Genomic DNA, 19240 nt, shown 5'->3' with positions numbered 1-19240 from the left:
CCGTGGGCATCGTGCCGCGCGGCGCACACGCTCGTTCTTGTTGACGGGCATCAGGTGTGCCGTGGTCGGGCGCCCCGGGCGATGGGCGAAGGAGCACAAGCGATGGGCGAGGGGTACGCATGACTGACACCGGCCAGGTCCCGGGCGAGGGGCTGCCGGAGAACGCAGGCATGGTGGAACAGCCGGGCATCCCCGCTCCGGGTGCGTACACCTACCTCGACCCCTCCGAGAACGCTCCCGAAGAGGACGATCTGCTGTTGATGCCGGGTTCGCAGGGCGCGTGGAGCGACACGCAGCCGGGCGTGGCTCCGGTGCTGCCGGGCGTGGGGCCGCAGGGTCCTGTGTCGCAGGCTCCGGTCGTGCAGGCTCCGGTCGTGCAGGCGCCGGTCTCTCAGCACTACGCCGACGCGTCCGTGCCTACGCATGCGCCTGCGGCGATGGGGCTGCCGGTGGATCAGGCGCCCCTGTCCGAGCCCGTTGCTTCCGGGCATCACTTCGAGGCGCCCGCGCAGGTGCAGATGCCCGCGGGGTCCGAGTTCGTGGCCCAGGAGTTCATGGCTCCGGATCTTGGGGCACCCGCGCCGGTGATGGAGCCCGTCGCGGCCGCCTTCGGGGCGGAGCAGCCGGTGTCCGCCCTCGAGGCCCTCCTCCAGACCGAACCGGGCGCCGAACCCGCCCCGATGCCCGAGCCGGTCCTGGAGCCGGTCGTCGAGCCGGTCGCGGGACAGGTCTCCGAGCAGGTTCCCGAGCCGGGCGCGCACGAGGCCGATGGGCGTGACTCCGGTTCCGTCGACCTCAGTGGCGTACGCATCCCGCCCACCTCCGCCACACCGACCCCGCCGCCCGCGCGGCGTCCGCTGCACATGGGACCTCCGGTGCCCGACTCCTCGGGCGGTGTGGTGCGCTCCCTGGCCGATCGCGGACCGGCGGGTCAGCGCGGCGCCGGCGGCGGCCACACGCCGCCGCACCCCATGCCCGCGCCCGTCCCGGCAGCGGCCACGACGGGCGTGGAGTACCTCGACTTCCCGCGGGACGAGTCGTCGCCGCTGCTGCCGGGGCCACAGCTGGGCGAGATCCCGCCGCAGGCCGGGACCCCGTGGGACCCGCGGCCTTCGCAGCCCGAGGTGCCGTCCGCCGTACGAGCAGAAACGGTCGTCCCGGAGCCTGTTCCGGTCGCTCCCGATGCTCCGGCCGTCGCCGAGGCACCCGTTCAGGAGCCCGCTGTTCAGGACTCCGCGCCGGAGCCCGAGCACGTCGGACAGTTCGTCCCCGTCGACGGATCGCTCCCCACCACGCCCCACCTGGCTCCGACGCCGGTGCCTGCGACGGCGACGCCCGAACCGGCGGCCGAAGCAGAGCCCGAGCCCGAGGCTGTCCCCGCACCCGAGCCGGAGCCCGTGCCCGTGCAGGAAGCGGAAGCTCCGGTAGAGCACGAGGCCGACCCCCGGTCCGAGTCCGCCCAGTCCCAGTCCCAGTTCGAGTCCGAGTCGATCCCGGAGCCGGAGGCCGAAGTGATCGTGCCCGCACCGCGCGACGGGGGTTCGGAAGCGCCCCTGGAGGCCGAGGCCGTACCGGCTCCCGAGCCGGTCGTGGCCGAAGAGCCCGCACCCCAGCCGGAGCCCGAGCCTGTTCCGGTAGCTGCCGGGACCGCGCCCGCTCCCGCCTATGACGACGTCGAGCGCGAAGCCGTACTCCGCGTCATGCGCGAGCGCCGGGACATCCGCAACGGCTTCCGTTCCGACCCCATCCCGCACGAGGTGCTGCTGCGCGTCCTCGAGGCCGCCCACACGGCCCCGAGCGTCGGCCACTCTCAGCCCTGGGACTTCGTCGTCATCCGCTCCGCCGAGACCCGGCGGTCGATGCACGAACTGGCCCAGCGCCAGCGGGAGGCGTACGCGAAGTCGCTGCCCAAGGGCCGGGCCAAGCAGTTCAAGGAACTGAAGATCGAGGCGATCCTCGACACCCCGGTGAACATCGTCGTCACCGCCGACCCGACCCGCGGCGGCCGCCACACCCTCGGCCGGCACACCCAGCCGCAGATGGCCCCGTACTCCTCGGCGCTCGCCGTCGAGAATCTCTGGCTCGCCGCCCGCGCCGAAGGCCTCGGCGTCGGCTGGGTCAGCTTCTTCGACGAGCGCGAGATGGTGCGTGCGCTGGGTCTGCCGGAGCACCTCGAAGTCGTGGCGTATCTGTGTGTCGGTTACGTCGACGAGTTCCCGGAGGAGCCCGAGCTGATGCAGGCGGGCTGGTCCAAGCGCCGTCCGCTGTCGTGGGTCGTCCACGAGGAGACGTACGGCCGCCGCGCCCTGCCCGGCGAGGAGCCGCACGATCTGCTCCAGGAGACCGTCTCCACCATCCGCCCGCTGGACGCGAAGGCGCTCGGCGAGGCGTGGGAGCGGCAGAAGCGGATGACCAAGCCGGCCGGCGCGCTCGGCATGCTGGAGATCATCTCCGCGCAGCTGAGCGGTCTCTCCCGGATGTGCCCGCCGCCGATCCCGGAGCCCGCGGCGGTCGCGATCTTCGCGGGCGACCATGGGGTGCACGCCCAGGGGGTCACTACCTGGCCGCAGGAGGTCACGGCCCAGATGGTCGCCAACTTCCTTGGCGGCGGGGCGGTCTGCAACGCCTTCGCCAACCAGGTCGGGGCCGAGGTCTGCGTCGTCGATGTCGGTGTGGCGGGCGATCTGCCCGCCACTCCGGGTCTGCTGCCGCGCAAGGTCAGGCCGGGTACGGCCGACTTCACGACGGGCCCCGCACTGAGCCGCGAGGAGGTCCACTCGGCGGTCGAGGTCGGCATCGAGACGGCACGGGACCTGGTGGCCGCGGGCAACAAGGCACTGCTCACCGGTGAGATGGGCATCGCCAACACGACCGTCTCCGCGGCGCTGATCTCCGTCTACACGGGCATGGACCCGGGTGAGGTCACGGGCCGCGGCACGGGCATCAACGACGAGATGCACGCGCGCAAGGTCGATGTGGTCCGGCGCGCGCTGGACCTGCACGCCCCGGACCCGGCGGACCCGATCGGCGTCCTGTCGGCGGTCGGCGGCCTGGAGCACGCGGCGCTGGTTGGCTTCATCCTGGGCGGCGCGTCGCTGCGTACGCCGGTGGTGCTGGACGGTGTGAGCGCGGGTGCGGCGGCCCTGGTCGCCCGAGCGATCGCACCTGAGGCGCTGGCAGCCTGCATCGCGGGCCACCGCAGCGCGGAGCCGGGCCACGTGGCGGCCCTCAATAAGCTGGGCCTGCGCCCGCTGGTGGACCTCGACCTCCGGCTGGGCGAGGGCACGGGCGCCCTGCTGGCGCTCCCGGTGGTCCAGAGCGCGGCGAGGGCGATGCACGAGGTGGCGACGTTCGACTCGGCGGGCGTGACGGAGAAGTAGCGTCCGCCCGGGCCGGCGATCGAGGACGGCCCGCGGTCCCGGTCAGGGCCTGTCCTGTGGATCGTGCCGCGCTCGCGTGCCCCGGCACGCACGCTCGCTGATCCGGCCCGATCCAGAAGACAGGTCCCAGGCGCGGGACCGGGGCAGGACGCCGCCCCGCCCGCGCCGTATCGTGGACCCCGCACCCAAACGCGCACGTCAGGGGCGGCTCCACCGCCGCAGCGGCCCCGACCGCACCCGCCGTACGAGGAGAGCTGCACCGCCATGGCTGCTGAGCATGTCGAGCACGAGCGTGCCGAGCACGACGACCACCCCGCCTACCCCGTAGGCCTCCGTCTCTCCGGCCGCCGCGTCGTGGTCATCGGCGGCGGCCAGGTCGCCCAGCGCCGCCTCCCCGCCCTCATCGCGGCCGGTGCCGACATCGTCCTCGTCTCGCCCTCCGCCACCCCCTCCGTCGAGGCGATGGCCGACGCCGGCGAAATCACCTGGAACAAGCGCCCGTACGAGGACGGCGACCTCGCCGGCACCTGGTACGCCCTCGTCGCCAGCTCCGACGCCGATGCCAACAACGCGGCATCCGCCGAGGCCGAGCGCACCCGCACCTGGTGCGTTCGCTCCGACGACGCGGACGCCGCCACCGCCTGGACCCCGGCCACCGGCCGCAGCGAGGGCGTCACGGTCGCCGTGCTCACCGCCGACGTCCAGGGCCGCGACCCGCGCCACACCGCCGCCATCCGCGACGCCGTGGTCGAGGGCCTGCGCGACGGCACCCTGGTCGCCCGGCACCACCGCACGCGTACCCCTGGCGTCGCCCTCGTCGGCGGCGGTCCCGGCGACCCGGACCTGATCACCGTCCGCGGCCGCCGCCTCCTCGCCGAGGCCGACGTCGTCATCGCCGACCGCCTCGGCCCCCGCGACCTGCTCGACGAACTCCCGCCCCACGTCGAGGTGATCGACGCCGCCAAGATTCCGTACGGCCGCTACATGGCCCAAGAGGCCATCAACAACGCGCTCATCGAGCACGCCAAGGCCGGCAAGGCAGTCGTACGGCTCAAGGGCGGCGACCCCTTCGTCTTCGGCCGCGGCATGGAGGAGGCACAGGCGCTCGCCGAGGCCGGCATCCCCTGCACCGTCGTCCCCGGCATCTCCAGCTCGATCTCCGTCCCCGGCGCCGCGGGCATCCCGGTCACCCACCGTGGCGTGGCCCATGAGTTCACGGTCGTCAGCGGCCATGTCGCCCCCGACGACGAGCGCTCGCTCGTCGACTGGCCGGCCCTCGCCAGGCTCCGTGGCACCCTCGTCGTCCTCATGGGCGTCGACAAGATCGGCGCGATCGCGCAGACCCTCATCGCCCACGGCAAGGCGGCCGAGACCCCCGTCGCCCTGGTCCAGGAGGGCACGACCGCGGCCCAGCGCCGCGTCGACGCCACCCTCGCGACCGTCGCCGAGACGGCCAGGGCAGCGGACGTCCGGCCCCCGGCCGTCATCGTCATCGGTGACGTGGTCGCCGTAGGAACCAAGTAACCAGCGGTAACCCAACACTGTCCCAGCCGTTGGCACCGCACCCCCGAGAAGGCAGTATCACCCTGTGGCTGATCTCATCACTGTCGAGGACCCCGACGACCCGCGACTGCGCGACTACACGGGCCTGACCGACGTCGAGCTGCGGCGCAAGCGCGAGCCCGCCGAGGGCCTGTTCATCGCGGAGGGCGAGAAGGTCATCAGACGGGCCAAGGACGCCGGTTACGAGATGCGCTCGATGCTGCTCTCCGCCAAGTGGGTCGATGTGATGCGCGATGTCATCGACGAACTCCCGGCACCGGTGTACGCGGTGAGCCCCGAGCTCGCCGAACGGGTCACCGGCTACCACGTGCACCGCGGCGCCCTTGCCTCCATGCAGCGCAAGCCGCTGCCGAACGCCGACGAGCTGCTCCGGACGACCCGCAGGGTGGTCGTCATGGAGTCGGTCAACGACCACACCAACATCGGCGCTATCTTCCGCAGCGGCGCCGCGCTCGGCATGGACGCCGTACTGCTCTCCCCGGACTGCGCGGATCCGCTCTACCGCCGCTCGGTCAAGGTCTCCATGGGCGCCGTCTTCTCCGTCCCGTACGCCCGTCTCGAATCCTGGCCCAAGGGCCTGGAATCCGTACGGGAAGCGGGCTTCAAGCTTCTCGCCCTCACCCCCGACGAGAAGGCCACCGCGATCGACGAGGCCGCCCCGCACCGGCTGGAGCGAGTCGCGCTGATGCTGGGCGCGGAGGGCGACGGGCTCTCCACGCAGGCGCTGGTCGCCGCCGACGAGTGGGTACGGATCCCGATGGCACACGGCGTGGACTCGCTCAATGTGGGCGCGGCGGCCGCGGTGGCGTTCTACGCGGTGGCGACGGGCCGCCCGCAGGTCTGAGGCAGCGCCTCGGCTACAACTGCTGGGCCGCGGCGATGCCCAGCGCCACGATCAAGGTCACCACGACGAAGACGATGATCCGCTGCCGCAGCAGCCGTGGGTTGGCGGGCCGCCGCCCCGTCGCCGTCGGACGGGTGCCGGGCCTGGTGCCGCCCGGACGGCCGTTCGTCCGAGAGGTGTTGCGGGACGGCTGGGGGCGCGTGCCCCCGGTGCGCGAGGACTGCGGGCGCGGCGCGGACGAGCCCGCCGTACGCCGCTCCATGCGCTCGGTCCGCTCAATCCGCTCGGTCCGGTTCGTGCGTGCCGGGCGCTCCGGGTAGCGCGAGGTCTGACGCTCCTGCTCGATCCGCTCGCGCTGGGCCGGTGGCCGGGCCTCAGGCAGCCCCTGCGCCTCCCTGGCCGCGATCTCCTTGAGCCGCATCGACAGCTGCAGCGTGCTGGGACGCTCCTCGGGATCCTTCGCCAGACAGGCCTGTACGAGCGGGGCCAGCGCGTCCGGGACCCCGTACAGCTGCGCCTCCTCGTGCACGACGCGGTAGAGCATGACCTCCGAACTGCCGTGCCCGAAGGGGGAGTCGGCGGTCGCCGCGTAGGCGAGCGTGGCGCCGAGCGCGAAGACGTCCGTGGCCGGGGTGACCATCGCGCCGCGTACCTGCTCGGGCGCGAGGAAACCGGGGGAGCCCACCGCCGTACCGACATGGGTGAGCGTGCTGGCGCCGGTCGCCCAGGCGATGCCGAAGTCGATGATGCGGGGGCCCTTGGGGGAGAGCAGGATGTTCGACGGCTTGAGATCCCGGTGGACGACGCCGGCCTCGTGCACCGCGACCAGGCCCTCGGAGAGCGCCGCACCGATGGCGGCCACCTCGGCGGCCGGCAGCGTGCCGTTCTCGGCGACCTTGTCGTGCAGGGACGGCCCGGGAACGTACTGGGTGGCGAACCACGGGCGGTCCGCCTCGAGATCGGCGGCGACCAGCCGTGCCGTACAGCCGCCGCGGATCCGGCGTGCCGCGGAAACCTCGCGCGCGAAACGCGACCTGAACTCCTGATCCTCCGCCAGATCCGGCCGGATCACCTTCAGGGCGACGCGCTGGCCGCGGCGGTCGGAGCCGAGGTAGACGACGCCCATGCCACCCGCGCCGAGCCGCCGGTGAAGCCTGAACGAGCCGACGACACGCGGGTCCTCGCGCCGGAGCCGCATCATCGCCATGTCCATCCCCGCTGCCCGGTCGCCATTTGACGTGGCACAGCTTACGTACCCCCGCCCCGGTGTGCTCATAGGCCGCGCCCTCACGGCCCGATCGATTGTCAGTGCCGGGTGGGAAACTTGAAGAGTGGTCAGGGGCCTGCGGATCCGGCACCCCTGACCCGGTGCGAGATCTCAATGGTCCGTCGCAGAAGGGGGATTGGATCGATGAAGGGTGACCGCGTGGAGATAGTCGTGGACGCTGGTGACACGACTCGTACCTACGAAGTGGTGGCGAGCAGGGCGGGCCGCCGCGTCGAGACGGCGGTGCGCCGGGGGGTGGTGGAAGTGAGCGAAGTCACCCGCAGCGGGTCGGTGGTGCGGACGGCCCGTTTCATGGCCACCCGAGTCCTGGCCCTGGTCGAGCAGCCGGTGCCTCGGGAGGACATCTCGGAGCGACCCCTCCGGGAAGACCCCAAGGCCTAGGACCGCGTCTCCACCCTGGGGAGTACGTCAGTGGGTGGTGGCTCATCCTCCGGGAGGCCCGGCAATCGGTACGCGGGCATGACGCCTGGGCCTTGTCGCTTCCCTAATGTTGAAGTCAAGCGGCGGGTGCAGCCACTCGTCCCCCGAGGTCAGACACCCGCCGCTGCCACATACGACAGGAGAGGGACCATGGCGGACACGGCTTCGCGGACGATGATCCGCATGCAGGGACGCAAGGCTTTCGCCGCGTTCGGCGGCCGCCAGTCCGGCACGCGCCACCCATTGGTGGCGACGGCCATGGTTCTTCCTCTGGCGGCACTGCTGGTGGTCGTCTTCGGCGGCTGGGAAGCGGTGGTCACACAAGCGTCGTCCGTGGGCGTGATGCTGGGGCGCTGAGCGGCGCCCCGGACCCGGAAGAGCGGTCCGGGTCGGGGACATCCGGCCAACAACCCCGTGGGGACGGGGGTGCGGCGGACGGCAGCGTTTGGCCGGTCAGCTGGGGAGCTGACCGGCCATCGCGCTGTCCGCGCTTCTTTGCGTGTCCCTCACGAGCATCGAATCGCCGCGCCGGACTCCGTCCGCCGGGACGGGGCGCGGGTCGCACAGTTCGGCTGTCTGAGGTGTGCCACCGGCGTGCCGCGAAGCGCGCGCTGCCCGGGGGTGTGGGGCGTCGGCCACCGCCCCAGGGCTCTGGGGCACCGCCCCGGTTCCGGGAAGGGGTGGGGTGGGGTGGTGGAAACCAACCCCGCATTCCGCCACGTAGGCTCCCGGGCGGGAACCGCACCCGGGGGAGAGACCGTGACCGCAGACGTCGTACACGCGCTTGCCCGCGTCGCCCGGGATGCCGCGCATCTCGCCGGAGCCCGCCAGGCCTGCCGCGCCTGTGGGCGGGACGAGGCCGTGCTCGCGGAGCGGGACGACGGCGCTGTCGTACGCCACGGCGAAGCCGTCGCCAAGGCGCACGCCCCTGATACCGACGCCGCCGCCCTCGCCGCGCGCCTCGCCGTCGCCGCCCACCCGCGCCTCACCGGCATCCTCCTGGGCCCCGTTCCGCTCCCCCCGCTCCCCTCCGGGGACGTCGACGGCCGGCCCGTCACAGCCTGGCCGTACGGCGTTCCCGTGGACCCCGTGGATCCCGACGCCGCCCCTTGGGAGGAGGCCGCCGGCCTGCTGGCCCGCCTCCACCGCGTCGAGCCCGCCGAGCTCCCCGGCCCGCTCCCGCCCATGCGCGGCCCCGCGAAGGCAGCCCGTGCCCTCGCGCGGATGCGCACGGCGGATCTGGGTGACCACCCCACGGCCGCCACCGTCCAGCGCGCCTGGGACCGCCTCCCCGCCTGGGCCCGCGACGCCGCACCATCCCCCCGCGCCCGCACGCTCTGCCACGGCGACCTCCACCTCGGCCAGCTCGTCCGCCACCCCGCCCCCTCCGGTCCCTGGCTGCTCATCGACGTCGACGACCTCGGCCTGGGCGACCCCGCCTGGGACCTGGCCCGCCCCGCCGCCTGGTACGCCGCCGGCCTCCTGCCCCCGGAGATCTGGCAGCGGTTCCTCGGTGCGTACACGGCGGCAGGCGGTCCAGCCGTGCCCGGCGACGGCGACCCGTGGCCCCAACTCGACGTCCCCGCCCGCGCCCTGACCGTCCAGACCGCCGCCCTCGCTCTCGCGAAGTCGGCCGCGGAACACCGCGACCTGGACGATGTCGAGCAGATCATGATCGACGCCTGTGCCCGAATCGCGGCACTCCCGCCCGAGTTGGAGTACGAGCCTCCGTCGTAGGCTGAACTCCTCATCACCGGGCATGCATCCCGGCGATGTCGACCGAACGGCGAGGAGCTGAGCAGATCATGCAGTGTCCCAAGTGCCATGCAGCGATGCACACGTACAACCGCAATGGTGTCCAGATCGAGCAGTGCAGTGGCTGCCGGGGGATATTCCTCGACTACGGCGAGCTGGAGTCCCTGACCCGCCTCGAGTCGCAGTGGACCCAGCAGGCCCCGCCCGCGCCGCCGGCCCCGCAGGCCTACCCCGCCGCCCCCGCGCCCGCCTGGGGCGCGCCGCACCAGGGCGGACACCAGGGCGGACACCATGGCGGTGGGCACTACCGCCAGAAGGGCTTCGGCAGGATGCTCTTCTCCTCCTGAGCAGCTTCTGAGCACCTCTGAGCCCCCTGAGCGAGCTGCACCCGCGGGGTGACTGTACGTGCTGATCCAGAAGGCCACCCAGCTCTTCACCGGCTGACGGGCGGGCCCCGGCAACGACAGAACCCCCGGCCGTCGAGACGGCCGGGGGTTCTGGCTGGTGCGCGATACTGGGATTGAACCAGTGACCTCTTCCGTGTCAGGGAAGCGCTCTCCCGCTGAGCTAATCGCGCGGGACGATCTTTCGTGGTACAGCGATCTTGCGTGGTACTGCGTGCGCGATACTGGGATTGAACCAGTGACCTCTTCCGTGTCAGGGAAGCGCTCTCCCGCTGAGCTAATCGCGCGTGATCCTTGCGGATCCAGTGGACGATACTGGGATTGAACCAGTGACCTCTTCCGTGTCAGGGAAGCGCTCTCCCGCTGAGCTAATCGTCCTTGGAGGTGGAGACGGGATTTGAACCCGTGTAGACGGCTTTGCAGGCCGTTGCCTCGCCTCTCGGCCACTCCACCCGGAGTGCTGGGGTTCGGGAAGCTCCCCCATCGAGCGGACGACGAGATTCGAACTCGCGACCCTCACCTTGGCAAGGTGATGCTCTACCAACTGAGCCACGTCCGCTTGTCGTTTCCGGTTCACATGCGCGTCCCGGCGACGTGTTGAACTCTAGCGGATTACTGGGCCAGCACAAAAACGCGTTTCCGCAGCGTGCTGAGGTGTGTTTACGTCGCAGCAGGCCATCGGCGCCCGCCATAGACTCACAGACGTGCATGACCTCGCTCCTTTGGCCCGCTTCGGCCGTCTCCTCGCTTCCGGCCTCCGGGATGTCACTCATGACCCCGAAGCACTCGACTCGGCCGGCTTCTGGGCCGTCGCCGCGGACTTCGAGGGCCGTCTGACCTGCGCCCGCTTCGGCGACGTGCGTACGGAACCGGTGCCCGAGCCGGCGCCGGGACGGTGGCACGGCCCCGCGGCCGGTGACTGGACGTCCTCGCTCGACCGCACCGCGTACACGGCCCGCGTCCGCCGCATCCGCGAGCACATCGCCACGGGCGAGGTCTACCAGGCGAACCTGTGCCGCGTCCTGTCCGCGCCGCTGCCCGACCCGGCCGCCGCCGATGTCGACGCGCTCACCGCGCTGCTGGCGCGCGGCAACCCCGCACCGTACGCAGGAACGATCCGGCTGCCGGTGCACGGTGTGGAGATCGCCACCGCGTCGCCCGAGCTCTATCTGCGGCGGGCCGGCAGCACCGTCGAATCCGGTCCGATCAAGGGCACCGGCCGCACCGCCGCGGACCTGCTGGACAAGGACTACGCGGAGAACGTGATGATCGTCGACCTGGTCCGCAACGACCTGGGGCGCGTCTGTGCGACCGGCACCGTGACCGTCCCGGCGCTGTGCGCGGTCGAGCAGCATCCCGGTCTTGTGCACCTCGTCTCCACGGTGCGCGGCGAGCTGACTCCCAAGGCGGGCTGGAAGGAGCTGCTGGCGGCCACGTTCCCGCCCGGCTCGGTGACCGGGGCGCCCAAGTCCAGTGCCCTGAAGATCATCGAGGCGCTGGAGACGGCGCCCCGCGGACCGTACTGCGGAGGCATCGGCTGGGTCGACGCGGACCGTGGCACGGGCGAGCTCGCCGTCGGCATACGTACCTTCTGGATCGACCGCGACGAACCGGCGGGCCCGGTGCTGCGCTTCGGTACCGGCGCCGGGATCACCTGGGGCTCCGACCCCGAGGGCGAGTGGGACGAGACCGAGCTGAAGGCCTCCCGGCTGCTCGCGGTAGCGTCGGGGGCGTACGAGGCGAGCGGAAGGACAGCTTGATGAAGCTTTGGGTCAACGGAGGACTCAGGGATGCCGACGATGCGCGGGTATCCGTGCTCGACCACGGGCTGACCGTGGGCGACGGCATTTTCGAGACCGTCAAGGCGGTCCACGGGCAGCCCTTCGCGCTCACCCTGCATCTCGAGCGGCTGACCCGGTCCGCCCGCGGTCTCGGCCTGCCGGAGCCGGACCACGACGAGGTGCGCCGCGCCTGCGCCGCCGTACTGGACGCCAATCCCATGGAGTTGGGCCGGCTGCGCATCACGTACACCGGTGGTCTCTCACCGCTCGGCTCCGACCGCGGCACGGCCGGCCCGACGCTGTTCGTCGCGCTCGGCGAGAGCAAGCGCCGCCCCGACACCACCGCGGTGATCACCGTGCCCTGGACGCGCAATGAGCGTGGCGCCCTGACCGGGCTGAAGACGACGTCGTACGCGGAGAACGTCGTCGCTCTCGCCAGGGCGAGCGAGCAGGGAGCCTCCGAGGCGCTGTTCGCCAACACCGTGGACCGGCTCTGCGAGGGCACGGGATCCAATGTCTTCGTCGTGCTCGACGGCGAACTGCACACCCCGCCCGTCGCCTCCGGCTGTCTGGCCGGCATCACTCGCGCGCTGACCGTGGAGTGGACGGGGGCGAAGGAGACGGACCTGCCGTTCGACGTACTGGACCGGGCCGAGGAGATCTTCCTGACCTCCACCCTCCGCGACGTCCAGGCCGTCGGGCGGATCGACGGGCGGGACATCGCGGACGCGCCGGGACCGGTCACCGCCAAGGCGATGCAGATCTTCGAGGAGCACGCGGCCGCCGACCGGGACCCGAAGGACCGGTAAACCTGGTGACGCGCGGGCGCGGGGACGGGTAGAACACCCCTGATGACCACCACCCTGCGGCCGACCGGGCCGATTCAGCACGAGGCCAACGGCGCCACATCACGTTCCTACGAGGTCTGTGTGAACAGCAGGCCGGTCGGCGCGGTCGAGATCGGCACGGATGCCAGGTTCGGGCCGCGCGGGGGCGTGATCCGCTCCCTGCGGATCGACGAGCCCGACCGTCGGCGCGGCAGGGGAACGGTCGCCGCGCTGGCGGCCGAGGAAGTGCTGCGCGGCTGGGGCTGCACCCAGGTCGGCGTCTCCGTACCGGCCGATGCCGCGACCGCGCTCCGGATGGCGTCGGCCCTCGGCTACACCGAGCGCGGCCGCAACATGCTCAAGGAACTCCCGCCGGAGCCCCCGGCGCTCCCCGCGGGCGTCGAGGGCCGCCCCATGAGCGAGGCGGAGTACGAGCGGTGGCTGGTCAGGGCGATCGACAGCTACGCACAGAACTGGATGGACCGGGGCGTGCCGGAGGAGCAGGCCCGCGCCAAGTCCCTGGCCGATCACACGGGCAACCTCCCCGACGGACTCGCGACGGCGGGCACCTGGTTCAGCGTCCTGACCGCCGACGGCGCCGTGGTGGGGCATGTGTGGGTCGCCGCGCGCGAAGTGCGCCCCGGTGAGCAGGGCACGTACGTGTTCGACGTCGAGGTCGCCGAGGAGTTCCGGGGGCGGGGCCACGGCCGGGCCCTGATGCTCCTGGCCGAACGCGTCTCACGGGAAGCCGGGGCGGAGCTGCTCGGACTGCATGTCTTCGCGGGCAACACCCCGGCCATCAGGCTCTACGAGTCACTCGGCTACGAGACGACCGCCGTCAACCTCTTCAAGCAGCTGCTCTAGGCATCGGAGCCGGAGCCGGAGCCGGAACGGGACTCGGATTCGGAGCCGCCGAGCAGCCGGTCGGTGATCTCCTCGATGCGCGCCCGCAGCCCTTCCTGGCTCTTGCCGCCGTCGAGGCGCTCACCGTCGATGACGTACGTCGGAGTGCCTGTCACGCCGATCGCCTTGCCCTCGGCCTGGTCGGCGTCGACGATCAGAATGTGCCGTCCGTCGATCAGGGCGGTGTCGAACTCCTCGGCGTCCAGGCCCAGTTCGCGCGCGACCTCCACCAGGAACGGCTCGCCCTTCGCCGCGAGCTCGCCGGTGCGCTCGAGCACCGCCTCCACGTAGGGCCAGCCCTTGCCCTGCTCGGCCGCCTCCTCCGCGGCCTGCGCGCCGGCAAACGCGTGCTTGTGCTTGTCGAGGGGGAAGTGCCGCAGCCGCAGCTCCAGCCGGTCGCCGTACCGCTCACGCAGGGCCCGCAGATCGCCCAGGGCGCTGCGGCAGTCGGGGCACTGGAGCTCGCACCAGACGTCGAGCACGACGGGGCGGGCGGTGGTGGAGTCGCTCATGGGACCAGTGTCCCAGCCCGCCGCCGTGCGGGCCGACCGGGACCTGGGGAGGAGGCCGTCCCGGAGATCTCCCTGAGGTCGTACGTGACCGTGGCCCGGACACCGCCCGACGGTGCACGATGGAGGGGACGTACCCGTACATGCCCGCCGAAGCCTGGAGGACCGGATGCTTGCCGAGACCATTTGTTCCGCGGTGTCCGTGGCGGGCCTGGGCATCGCCGCCGTCACGGCGTACCGCAAGCGTTTCCTGGCCGCGACGCGCATAGCCGCCTATTCCCTGGTCCCGATCGGACTGGTGCTGACCGGCGCGGTCGAATGGGCCGTGGACACGGCCTTCAGCCCCTCCGCCTGGCTCGGCTTCGGCCTGCTCGGCGGCGCCTTGCTGCTCTTCATGACCACCCGGGCCATCGAGCGGCGCGGCGGTGGGACGCGCAAGGAGCGCAAGGCCGCCGCAAGGGCGGCAGAGCGCGAGGCGGTCGCCCCGGCTGCGTCCGCTCCCGCACTCCGGCAGGGCGGCAGTCCGGTCGCCCAGCCTCAAGCCCGGCCCCAGCCCCAATCCCAGTCCAAGGCGAAGCCGAAGGCGACGGGTACCGGCGAGGACTTCAGCGACATCGAGGCGATCCTCAAGAAGCACGGAATTTGATGAACTAGCGCATTCGCGGGGCGTGTTGGTCGATCACGACCGGCCGCGCTGCGTCATCATCACCCCGAGATGCTCGATACCTCACGGGGCCAGGCCCCCGCACCGACCGAAGAGCCCCGCGGCTGCCTCTTCGCTCTCTCCCAGCCGCCCCTGATGATCTTCCTTGCGGTGATCGGCTTCCTGCTGCTCATGGCCGCGGTGCACGATCTGTTCGTGCTGTGAGGGCGGGCCGGTGAGGCTCAGCCCGCCGCTTCCTTGCGGCGCGCGCGGTACGCGGCGACATGCAGGCGGTTGCCGCAGGTCCGGCTGTCGCAGTAGCGACGCGAGCGATTGCGAGAAAGATCGACGAAGGCGCGTCCACAGTCCGGGGCCTCGCAGCGGCGCAGCCGCTCCTGCTCGTCCGCGACGACGATGAAGGCCAGCGCCATCCCGCAGTCCGCCGCGAGATGGTCGGCGATCGAGGCGCCCGGCGCGAAGTAGTGCACGTGCCAGTCGTAGCCGTCGTGGTCGGTGAGCTGCGGGGTGGTCCCCGCGGCCGCCACCAGCTGGTTGACCAGCTCGGCGGCGCTACGGCTGTCGGGCGCCGCGAAGATCTCCGCGAACAGTCCGCGTACGCCGTGAACGGCCTTCAGGTCCCGCCGGCTCAGGTCGCCCACGCCGCTCACGCTGTGGTTCGTTGCGAATTCGTACAGTGCCGCTATGTCGGCGAGCCCGTCGTTCTGCCCGCTCTCCGGTGCGGTGTTCACCAGATCGACGACGGTGTCGAGGGCGATCCGGGTGTCGTGGGGGATCAGCACGATTCGCTCCCTGGCCTGCTGCGGGCCGGTGCCCGCCGAATTGCGCTGACTCTAGCCGTTCGTGCCGAGAGCGCACCGGCGCCGTCACCGCGATGGATTCCGCGGTGACGGCGCCGGTGTCCGCCGTATGTGGTTGTCCGCGCGGCGCCGTCTCCCCGAGTCGGACGGCGCCGTGCAGCTCGCTGCCTGGCTCAGCTTTCGGCCAGGATGTGCGAAAGCTCCGTGTCGAGATCGAAGTGACGATGCTCGGTGCCGGGTGGCACCGCGGCGTCGGTCCGCTTCAGGAACGACTCCAGGGCCCGCGCCGGGGCCTCGAGCAGGGCTTCGCCCTCCGGGGAGCTCAGCGCGATGCAGACGACGCCCTGGCCATGGCTACGGGACGGCCAGACTCTGACGTCGCCCGTGCCGGTGGGCCGGTGCAGGCCCTCGGCGAGAAGATCGCGGGCGAACACCCACTCGACCGTCTCTTCGGCTCCGGTGTGGAAGGTGGCGTGCACGGCATAAGGATCGGCCGTGTCATACCGCAGGCCCGCGGGTACAGGCAGTGAAGACTCGCTCGATACAACGAGGCGCAGGTGCAGCTCGCAGCTGACCGTGGTGTTCATAAGCGCCAGGGCCTTTCGCTCAGTGTGCGCTCGGGGATTCGCACGTCGGCGAAATCGACATGCCACCTACGGTGCCGTTGTAAACCCCTCTGACCGTTTTGTGATCCTTCATGTCGCTCGTACGGCGGTGCGTCACTTTGTGTCATACGGCCATTCCGGTGACGAGGATCAATCCGGTAGGTTGGGCCTCATGAATGCGGAGAGTGACGAGCGGGGAGAGGTCGTCGCGGAGACGGTCGCGACGCCCGCGACGGGGGACGTGACGGCGGACGGGGCCACGGACGGGTCTGCGGGCGGGACGGCGGCGAAGGAGCCGGAGCTCGGCTCGAAGGCGCCCCACTTCATCAAGCGGTCAAGGACGCTGCATCTGAGCTGGCAGGTCGCGGTCTTCATCGTCGGCCTCGCGGTGGTCGCCGCCGGTGTCGTGATGCTGCCGCTGCCGGGACCCGGCTGGCTGGTGATCTTCGGCGGTATGGCGATCTGGGCGACCGAGTTCGTCTGGGCCCAATTGGTGCTGCGCTGGACCAAGCGCAAGGTCACCGAGGCGGCGCAGCGGGCGCTCGATCCGAAGGTGCGGCGACGCAACATCATCCTGACCACGATCGGTCTTGTGATCATTGCCGTACTGGTCGGAATCTACGTCTGGAAGTTCGGGATCGTGATGCCCTGGAAGATCGACGAGTGACCCGGAAAATGGTCGGGGGGACTCGCTGACATGGGGTAATGTTTCCCGAGTGCCCGGGCGATTAGCTCAGTGGGAGAGCGCTTCGTTCACACCGAAGAGGTCACTGGTTCGAACCCAGTATCGCCCACCCGGACCGAAGGCCCGGAGACGTCAACGTCTCCGGGCCTTCGGCGTTTTCGTGCCTGTCCGGTGTCTGTCCGGTGCCCGTCCCGTGCTTGCCGCTCAGCGCATCCGGCCGAGGGTGTCCCGCAGCTTCCTGGCGTCGCGCAGCCGCTGCTCGTAGGTGGCGCCCACCGCGAGGAGCAGCAGACCGGCGAGCGCGGGCGGCAGCCAGCGGGGCAGCGCGCCGACGGCCTGGACCACGTACGGCGCCAGCTCGTGCAGCGCGTCGAGGGCCAGCACCGCGCCGCCGAGCACCAGCAGCGCCTGGAGACGCAGGCGGGCGCCGACGAGCGTCAGGGCCAGGGCCGCGAGGCCGAGCAGCAGCGGACGCGGCCAGTGCTCGTCGCCCCAGGCCGCGAAGAGGCTCGGCACGAGCGTCGCGGCGAGACCGGGGCCGTACGCCGTCCAGGAGGGCGCCTCCGGGTCGCGGCGGCGGCGCAGAACTCCCACGACGAGCGCGGGGACCGTGACGGGCAGGGTGTACGCCTCCGGGGACGCGATGTCCGAAGCGGCCAGCCGCACCCACGTGGCCAGTACGAACAGCACCGCCGCGAGGTATCCGGCGGCGGGGCGGCGCTCGGCCCGCACTGCGGTGCCCGCGGCGATCACGCCGCAGAGCGCGAGCACCAGGGCCAGGGTCGGCCGGTGGCCGGTGGCGAGTGCGACCGCGAGGAGGCCCGCCGAGGCGCCGGTGAACTCCATCGGGAGCGCGACCGGGTGGCGGCCCGGCCGGGCGGCGAGGAGGGCCACCGCGGCGGGGACGGCGAGGAGCGTCAACGCGACGCGGTGAGGCGGGAGTTCGGCGGCGGCGCCGACGGCACCGACGAGCGCGGTCGCGAAGACGGTCCCCGCACAGGCGAGAACTGCCTGTACGGCCCGGTGCGCCCTGGTGGTGACCGCTGCCGCCGCGAACGCGACGACCAGGGTCCCGAGCACCGCGAAGGTCGCGGGGCGGGTGGCCAGGGACAGCAGGCCGGCACTCACGGCGCCGACGAGGCCGCAGGCCAGGGCGACGGCGTCACCGGTGGGTGCGTGCCGGGTGACCCACCCCGGGCGCACGGCGAGCGCGAGGGCGGCCGCGGTGAGGAGGAGCTGGAGCGTCACGGTCGCCGGGTAATTGAGGTCCAGTGAGGACGGCAGCACGAGCAGCCCTGCCCAGGCGAGGACGAGGGCACCGCAGGCGGCGAGGGCCCGCCGGGCGACACCGGAGACCGCGGGCCCGGCGGGCCGGGCCGCCCCGGCACCGCCTGACGGAGCCCAGCCGCCCCAGGCGGCGCCCGCTGCCGCGCCGGTGGGCGCTGAGGTGCCCGGAGCCCCGGCGGGTCCGGAGGGTCCCTCTGTGGGGCCCGGCGTGCCCGGGGTCGCCGCGGCGGCCGCGCCCGGCCACGGCAGGCGGGAGGCCGCCGCCAGGACCGTGGCCACCAGCAGCAGGATCACCGGGGGTGCCGGCAGGGCCGATGGCGGAAGGTCGAGGCCAAGTGCCTCGCGGGCGCCCGCCGGCGCGCCCGACCAGATGTCCTCCAAGCCGGTCAGCGGACCCGCCAGTGTGAGTGCCACCAGCGGCAGCGACCAGAGGACGGCGAGTGCGTGCACGGCGCCGGACGCGCCGTTCAGCCCAGTGGTCAGCCGGCCCGGCAGGCCCGTTCGTACGAGCCCCAACAGGGCCACCGCGCACAGCAGATAGCCCAGAACCGCCCACCCCTCCGGCACCCCCGCGCGAACCACGCCGCCCACCGCCGCGATCACCGCGAGACCCGCGGCCGCGGAGGACGCGACCGCGGCCGACGGTGCGCGCCAGGCCGCGAACAGTGCCAGGGCTGCCGCCGCGAGCAGCAGCACGGCAGGCGGGATCGCCTCCAGAGGCGTGTCCGCCGCCAGCGACTGCGAGCCGCCGATCAGCAGCGCCCAACCGCCCGTCGTCGCGCCACCGGTGGCCACGATGGCCCGTACGCCGGCCGGCTTCGCCCACAGCGCGACCGCCACATCGAGCGCGGCGGTCGCCAGCAGCGCCCACTCCATCGACGGCGCGCCCGCAGCGCCGGTCAGCGCCCAGAGCGGAAGCGGGAGTTGCGCGGTGAGCGCCGCCACCGGCAGGGGAATCCGCAGCTCGTCCAGCGACAGCCCGTACGCCGCCCAGAGCGCGGTGAGCGCCGCCGATGCGAAGGCCGCGTAGCCGAGCCCGTCGGTGTCGGCCAGTGCCACCCGGTGCAGTGCGTACGCGTCGAGCACCATCAGCACCAGGCCCAGCGCGGCCACCACCTCGGCGGTCGAGGTGAGCCGTCGGCGCAGCAGCGCGACCGGCGCGGCGAGCGCCGCGACCGTCACGGCGCCGAGCACTGCCGAGCGCCCGCCGATGCCCAAGTGACCCCAGCTGACCAGCGTGAACGCAATCGCGGCGATGGTCAGCAGAATGCCACCGAGAGTGAGCAGCAGGTTCTGCACATTCGGGGGCGAGGCCTCGGACGGCGGCGCGGCGAAGGGCCGCGCGACCGGTGCGGCGGGCATCGCGGGCGCGGCCGGCGGCCGTATCGCGTTGAGCAGCCAGGCTCTGCGGGCCAGCAACTGGGCCCGGCGAGCGTCCAGTCGGACCAGCTCGCGGTCGAGGATCGCCAGTTCCTCGGCGGGTGGCGGAACGTTCTCCATGGCCGGAAGTGTGGCCCCCGCCACACCT

At 72.3% G+C, this 19240-nt stretch carries 18 protein-coding genes and 6 tRNA genes; 14 read left to right on the top strand and 10 right to left on the bottom strand.

Translation table 11 applies throughout. The features are described 5' to 3' along the window. Positions 1–119 precede the first annotated feature (119 nt). The 3 genes from cobT to SLUN_RS07085 all read left to right on the top strand — a co-directional run bounded on the left by cobT (position 120) and on the right by SLUN_RS07085 (position 5787). Positions 120–3380 carry a nicotinate-nucleotide--dimethylbenzimidazole phosphoribosyltransferase gene (gene cobT, locus SLUN_RS07095; protein WP_108147676.1) on the top strand — a complete coding sequence of 1087 codons (3261 nt, stop codon included), beginning with the start codon at positions 120–122 and terminating at the stop codon, positions 3378–3380. Between the two features lie 264 nt (positions 3381–3644). Then, positions 3645–4904, top strand: coding sequence for a uroporphyrinogen-III C-methyltransferase (gene cobA / locus SLUN_RS07090; protein ID WP_108147675.1), 1260 nt, complete (start codon positions 3645–3647; stop codon positions 4902–4904). Between the two features lie 64 nt (positions 4905–4968). Further along, entirely contained in the window at positions 4969–5787 is an 819-nt protein-coding gene (locus SLUN_RS07085) for a TrmH family RNA methyltransferase (RefSeq protein WP_108147674.1), read from the top strand. 13 nt (positions 5788–5800) lie between these two features. On the opposite strand, the gene SLUN_RS07080 is transcribed toward SLUN_RS07085, so the two are convergent. Beyond that, positions 5801–6994, bottom strand: coding sequence for a serine/threonine-protein kinase (locus SLUN_RS07080; RefSeq protein WP_108154572.1), 1194 nt, complete (start codon positions 6992–6994; stop codon positions 5801–5803). Between the two features lie 204 nt (positions 6995–7198). Between SLUN_RS07080 and SLUN_RS07075 the strand changes: the two genes are divergently transcribed. The 4 genes from SLUN_RS07075 (at position 7199) to SLUN_RS07060 (ending at position 9597) form a co-directional block, all read left to right on the top strand. Beyond that, the gene (locus SLUN_RS07075) at positions 7199–7456 is read left to right on the top strand and encodes a DUF8836 family protein (protein ID WP_108147673.1); all 258 of its coding nucleotides are present in this window, start codon (positions 7199–7201) and stop codon (positions 7454–7456) included. 189 nt (positions 7457–7645) lie between these two features. Continuing rightward, entirely contained in the window at positions 7646–7852 is a 207-nt protein-coding gene (locus tag SLUN_RS07070) for a hypothetical protein (RefSeq protein WP_108147672.1), read from the top strand. Between the two features lie 402 nt (positions 7853–8254). Further along, positions 8255–9232, top strand: a complete 978-nt coding sequence (locus SLUN_RS07065; RefSeq protein ID WP_108147671.1) for a phosphotransferase family protein — start codon at positions 8255–8257, stop codon at positions 9230–9232. Positions 9233–9300: 68 nt separating this feature from the next. Continuing rightward, positions 9301–9597, top strand: a complete 297-nt coding sequence (locus SLUN_RS07060; protein WP_108147670.1) for a TFIIB-type zinc ribbon-containing protein — start codon at positions 9301–9303, stop codon at positions 9595–9597. 155 nt (positions 9598–9752) lie between these two features. On the opposite strand, the gene SLUN_RS07055 is transcribed toward SLUN_RS07060, so the two are convergent. The 5 genes from SLUN_RS07055 to SLUN_RS07035 form a co-directional block, all read right to left on the bottom strand. Beyond that, positions 9753–9827: transfer RNA gene (locus SLUN_RS07055), tRNA-Val, on the bottom strand. 42 nt (positions 9828–9869) lie between these two features. Next, positions 9870–9941: transfer RNA gene (locus SLUN_RS07050), tRNA-Val, on the bottom strand. 19 nt (positions 9942–9960) lie between these two features. Continuing rightward, positions 9961–10032 (bottom strand) — tRNA-Val (locus SLUN_RS07045). Position 10033: 1 nt separating this feature from the next. Continuing rightward, positions 10034–10107: transfer RNA gene (locus SLUN_RS07040), tRNA-Cys, on the bottom strand. A gap of 33 nt (positions 10108–10140) precedes the next feature. Then, a tRNA-Gly gene (locus SLUN_RS07035) sits at positions 10141–10213 on the bottom strand. A 145-nt stretch (positions 10214–10358) separates the two neighbouring features. On the opposite strand from SLUN_RS07035, the gene SLUN_RS07030 reads away from it, so the two are divergent. From SLUN_RS07030 to SLUN_RS07020, 3 genes are read left to right on the top strand one after another with little or no spacing between them, the layout of a single operon-like run. Continuing rightward, the gene (locus tag SLUN_RS07030; RefSeq protein ID WP_108147669.1) at positions 10359–11414 is read left to right on the top strand and encodes a chorismate-binding protein; all 1056 of its coding nucleotides are present in this window, start codon (positions 10359–10361) and stop codon (positions 11412–11414) included. Further along, a complete protein-coding gene (locus SLUN_RS07025; protein WP_108147668.1) occupies positions 11414–12244 on the top strand; it encodes an aminotransferase class IV in 831 nt (276 codons plus the stop codon). Before SLUN_RS07030 ends, SLUN_RS07025 begins: the two co-directional genes overlap by 1 nt. A gap of 42 nt (positions 12245–12286) precedes the next feature. Continuing rightward, entirely contained in the window at positions 12287–13126 is an 840-nt protein-coding gene (locus tag SLUN_RS07020) for a GNAT family N-acetyltransferase (RefSeq protein WP_108147667.1), read from the top strand. On the opposite strand, the gene SLUN_RS07015 is transcribed toward SLUN_RS07020, so the two are convergent. After that, positions 13123–13677: a DsbA family protein gene (locus SLUN_RS07015; RefSeq protein WP_108147666.1), complete on the bottom strand. Its 555-nt coding sequence runs from the start codon at positions 13675–13677 to the stop codon at positions 13123–13125. The genes SLUN_RS07020 and SLUN_RS07015 overlap by 4 nt on opposite strands. Before the next feature lie 166 nt (positions 13678–13843). On the opposite strand from SLUN_RS07015, the gene SLUN_RS07010 reads away from it, so the two are divergent. Then, positions 13844–14320: a hypothetical protein gene (locus tag SLUN_RS07010; protein WP_108147665.1), complete on the top strand. Its 477-nt coding sequence runs from the start codon at positions 13844–13846 to the stop codon at positions 14318–14320. Positions 14321–14389: 69 nt separating this feature from the next. Then, on the top strand, positions 14390–14542 hold the full coding sequence (locus SLUN_RS39935) for a hypothetical protein (RefSeq protein ID WP_170146558.1): 153 nt from the start codon (positions 14390–14392) through the stop codon (positions 14540–14542). Between the two features lie 17 nt (positions 14543–14559). Here the strand turns inward: SLUN_RS39935 and SLUN_RS07005 are convergent, their stop codons facing one another. Further along, positions 14560–15117, bottom strand: coding sequence for a CGNR zinc finger domain-containing protein (locus SLUN_RS07005; RefSeq protein ID WP_108147664.1), 558 nt, complete (start codon positions 15115–15117; stop codon positions 14560–14562). Between the two features lie 191 nt (positions 15118–15308). Next, positions 15309–15722: an SsgA family sporulation/cell division regulator gene (locus SLUN_RS07000; protein ID WP_003959770.1), complete on the bottom strand. Its 414-nt coding sequence runs from the start codon at positions 15720–15722 to the stop codon at positions 15309–15311. 190 nt (positions 15723–15912) lie between these two features. Between SLUN_RS07000 and SLUN_RS06995 the strand changes: the two genes are divergently transcribed. After that, positions 15913–16407: a TIGR02611 family protein gene (locus SLUN_RS06995; RefSeq protein WP_108147663.1), complete on the top strand. Its 495-nt coding sequence runs from the start codon at positions 15913–15915 to the stop codon at positions 16405–16407. A gap of 55 nt (positions 16408–16462) precedes the next feature. Continuing rightward, a tRNA-Val gene (locus SLUN_RS06990) sits at positions 16463–16534 on the top strand. 95 nt (positions 16535–16629) lie between these two features. Here SLUN_RS06990 and SLUN_RS06985 read toward each other — a convergent pair. Continuing rightward, complete coding sequence (locus tag SLUN_RS06985) at positions 16630–19212, bottom strand: SCO7613 C-terminal domain-containing membrane protein (RefSeq protein ID WP_108147662.1); 2583 nt, start codon at positions 19210–19212, stop codon at positions 16630–16632. Positions 19213–19240: the final 28 nt, after the last annotated feature.

The sequence above is a fragment of the Streptomyces lunaelactis genome (assembly GCF_003054555.1).
Classification (GTDB): Bacteria; Actinomycetota; Actinomycetes; order Streptomycetales; family Streptomycetaceae; genus Streptomyces; species Streptomyces lunaelactis.
This window is presented reverse-complemented; position numbering and strand designations above follow the sequence as displayed.

Excerpts from the sequence above, each read along its gene's own strand:
- SLUN_RS07060 (WP_108147670.1), top strand. The coding sequence starts at position 9,301 with ATGCAGTGTCCCAAGTGCCATGCAGCGATGCACACGTACAACCGCAAT.
- SLUN_RS07025 (WP_108147668.1), top strand. The coding sequence starts at position 11,414 with ATGAAGCTTTGGGTCAACGGAGGACTCAGGGATGCCGACGATGCGCGG.
- SLUN_RS07070 (WP_108147672.1), top strand. The coding sequence starts at position 7,646 with ATGGCGGACACGGCTTCGCGGACGATGATCCGCATGCAGGGACGCAAG.
- SLUN_RS07010 (WP_108147665.1), top strand. The coding sequence starts at position 13,844 with ATGCTTGCCGAGACCATTTGTTCCGCGGTGTCCGTGGCGGGCCTGGGC.
- SLUN_RS07075 (WP_108147673.1), top strand. The coding sequence starts at position 7,199 with ATGAAGGGTGACCGCGTGGAGATAGTCGTGGACGCTGGTGACACGACT.
- SLUN_RS07080 (WP_108154572.1), bottom strand. The coding sequence starts at position 6,994 with ATGGCGATGATGCGGCTCCGGCGCGAGGACCCGCGTGTCGTCGGCTCG.
- SLUN_RS06995 (WP_108147663.1), top strand. The coding sequence starts at position 15,913 with ATGAATGCGGAGAGTGACGAGCGGGGAGAGGTCGTCGCGGAGACGGTC.
- SLUN_RS06985 (WP_108147662.1), bottom strand. The coding sequence starts at position 19,212 with ATGGAGAACGTTCCGCCACCCGCCGAGGAACTGGCGATCCTCGACCGC.
- SLUN_RS07015 (WP_108147666.1), bottom strand. The coding sequence starts at position 13,677 with ATGAGCGACTCCACCACCGCCCGCCCCGTCGTGCTCGACGTCTGGTGC.
- SLUN_RS39935 (WP_170146558.1), top strand. The coding sequence starts at position 14,390 with ATGCTCGATACCTCACGGGGCCAGGCCCCCGCACCGACCGAAGAGCCC.
- cobT (WP_108147676.1), top strand. The coding sequence starts at position 120 with ATGACTGACACCGGCCAGGTCCCGGGCGAGGGGCTGCCGGAGAACGCA.
- SLUN_RS07000 (WP_003959770.1), bottom strand. The coding sequence starts at position 15,722 with ATGAACACCACGGTCAGCTGCGAGCTGCACCTGCGCCTCGTTGTATCG.
- cobA (WP_108147675.1), top strand. The coding sequence starts at position 3,645 with ATGGCTGCTGAGCATGTCGAGCACGAGCGTGCCGAGCACGACGACCAC.
- SLUN_RS07020 (WP_108147667.1), top strand. The coding sequence starts at position 12,287 with ATGACCACCACCCTGCGGCCGACCGGGCCGATTCAGCACGAGGCCAAC.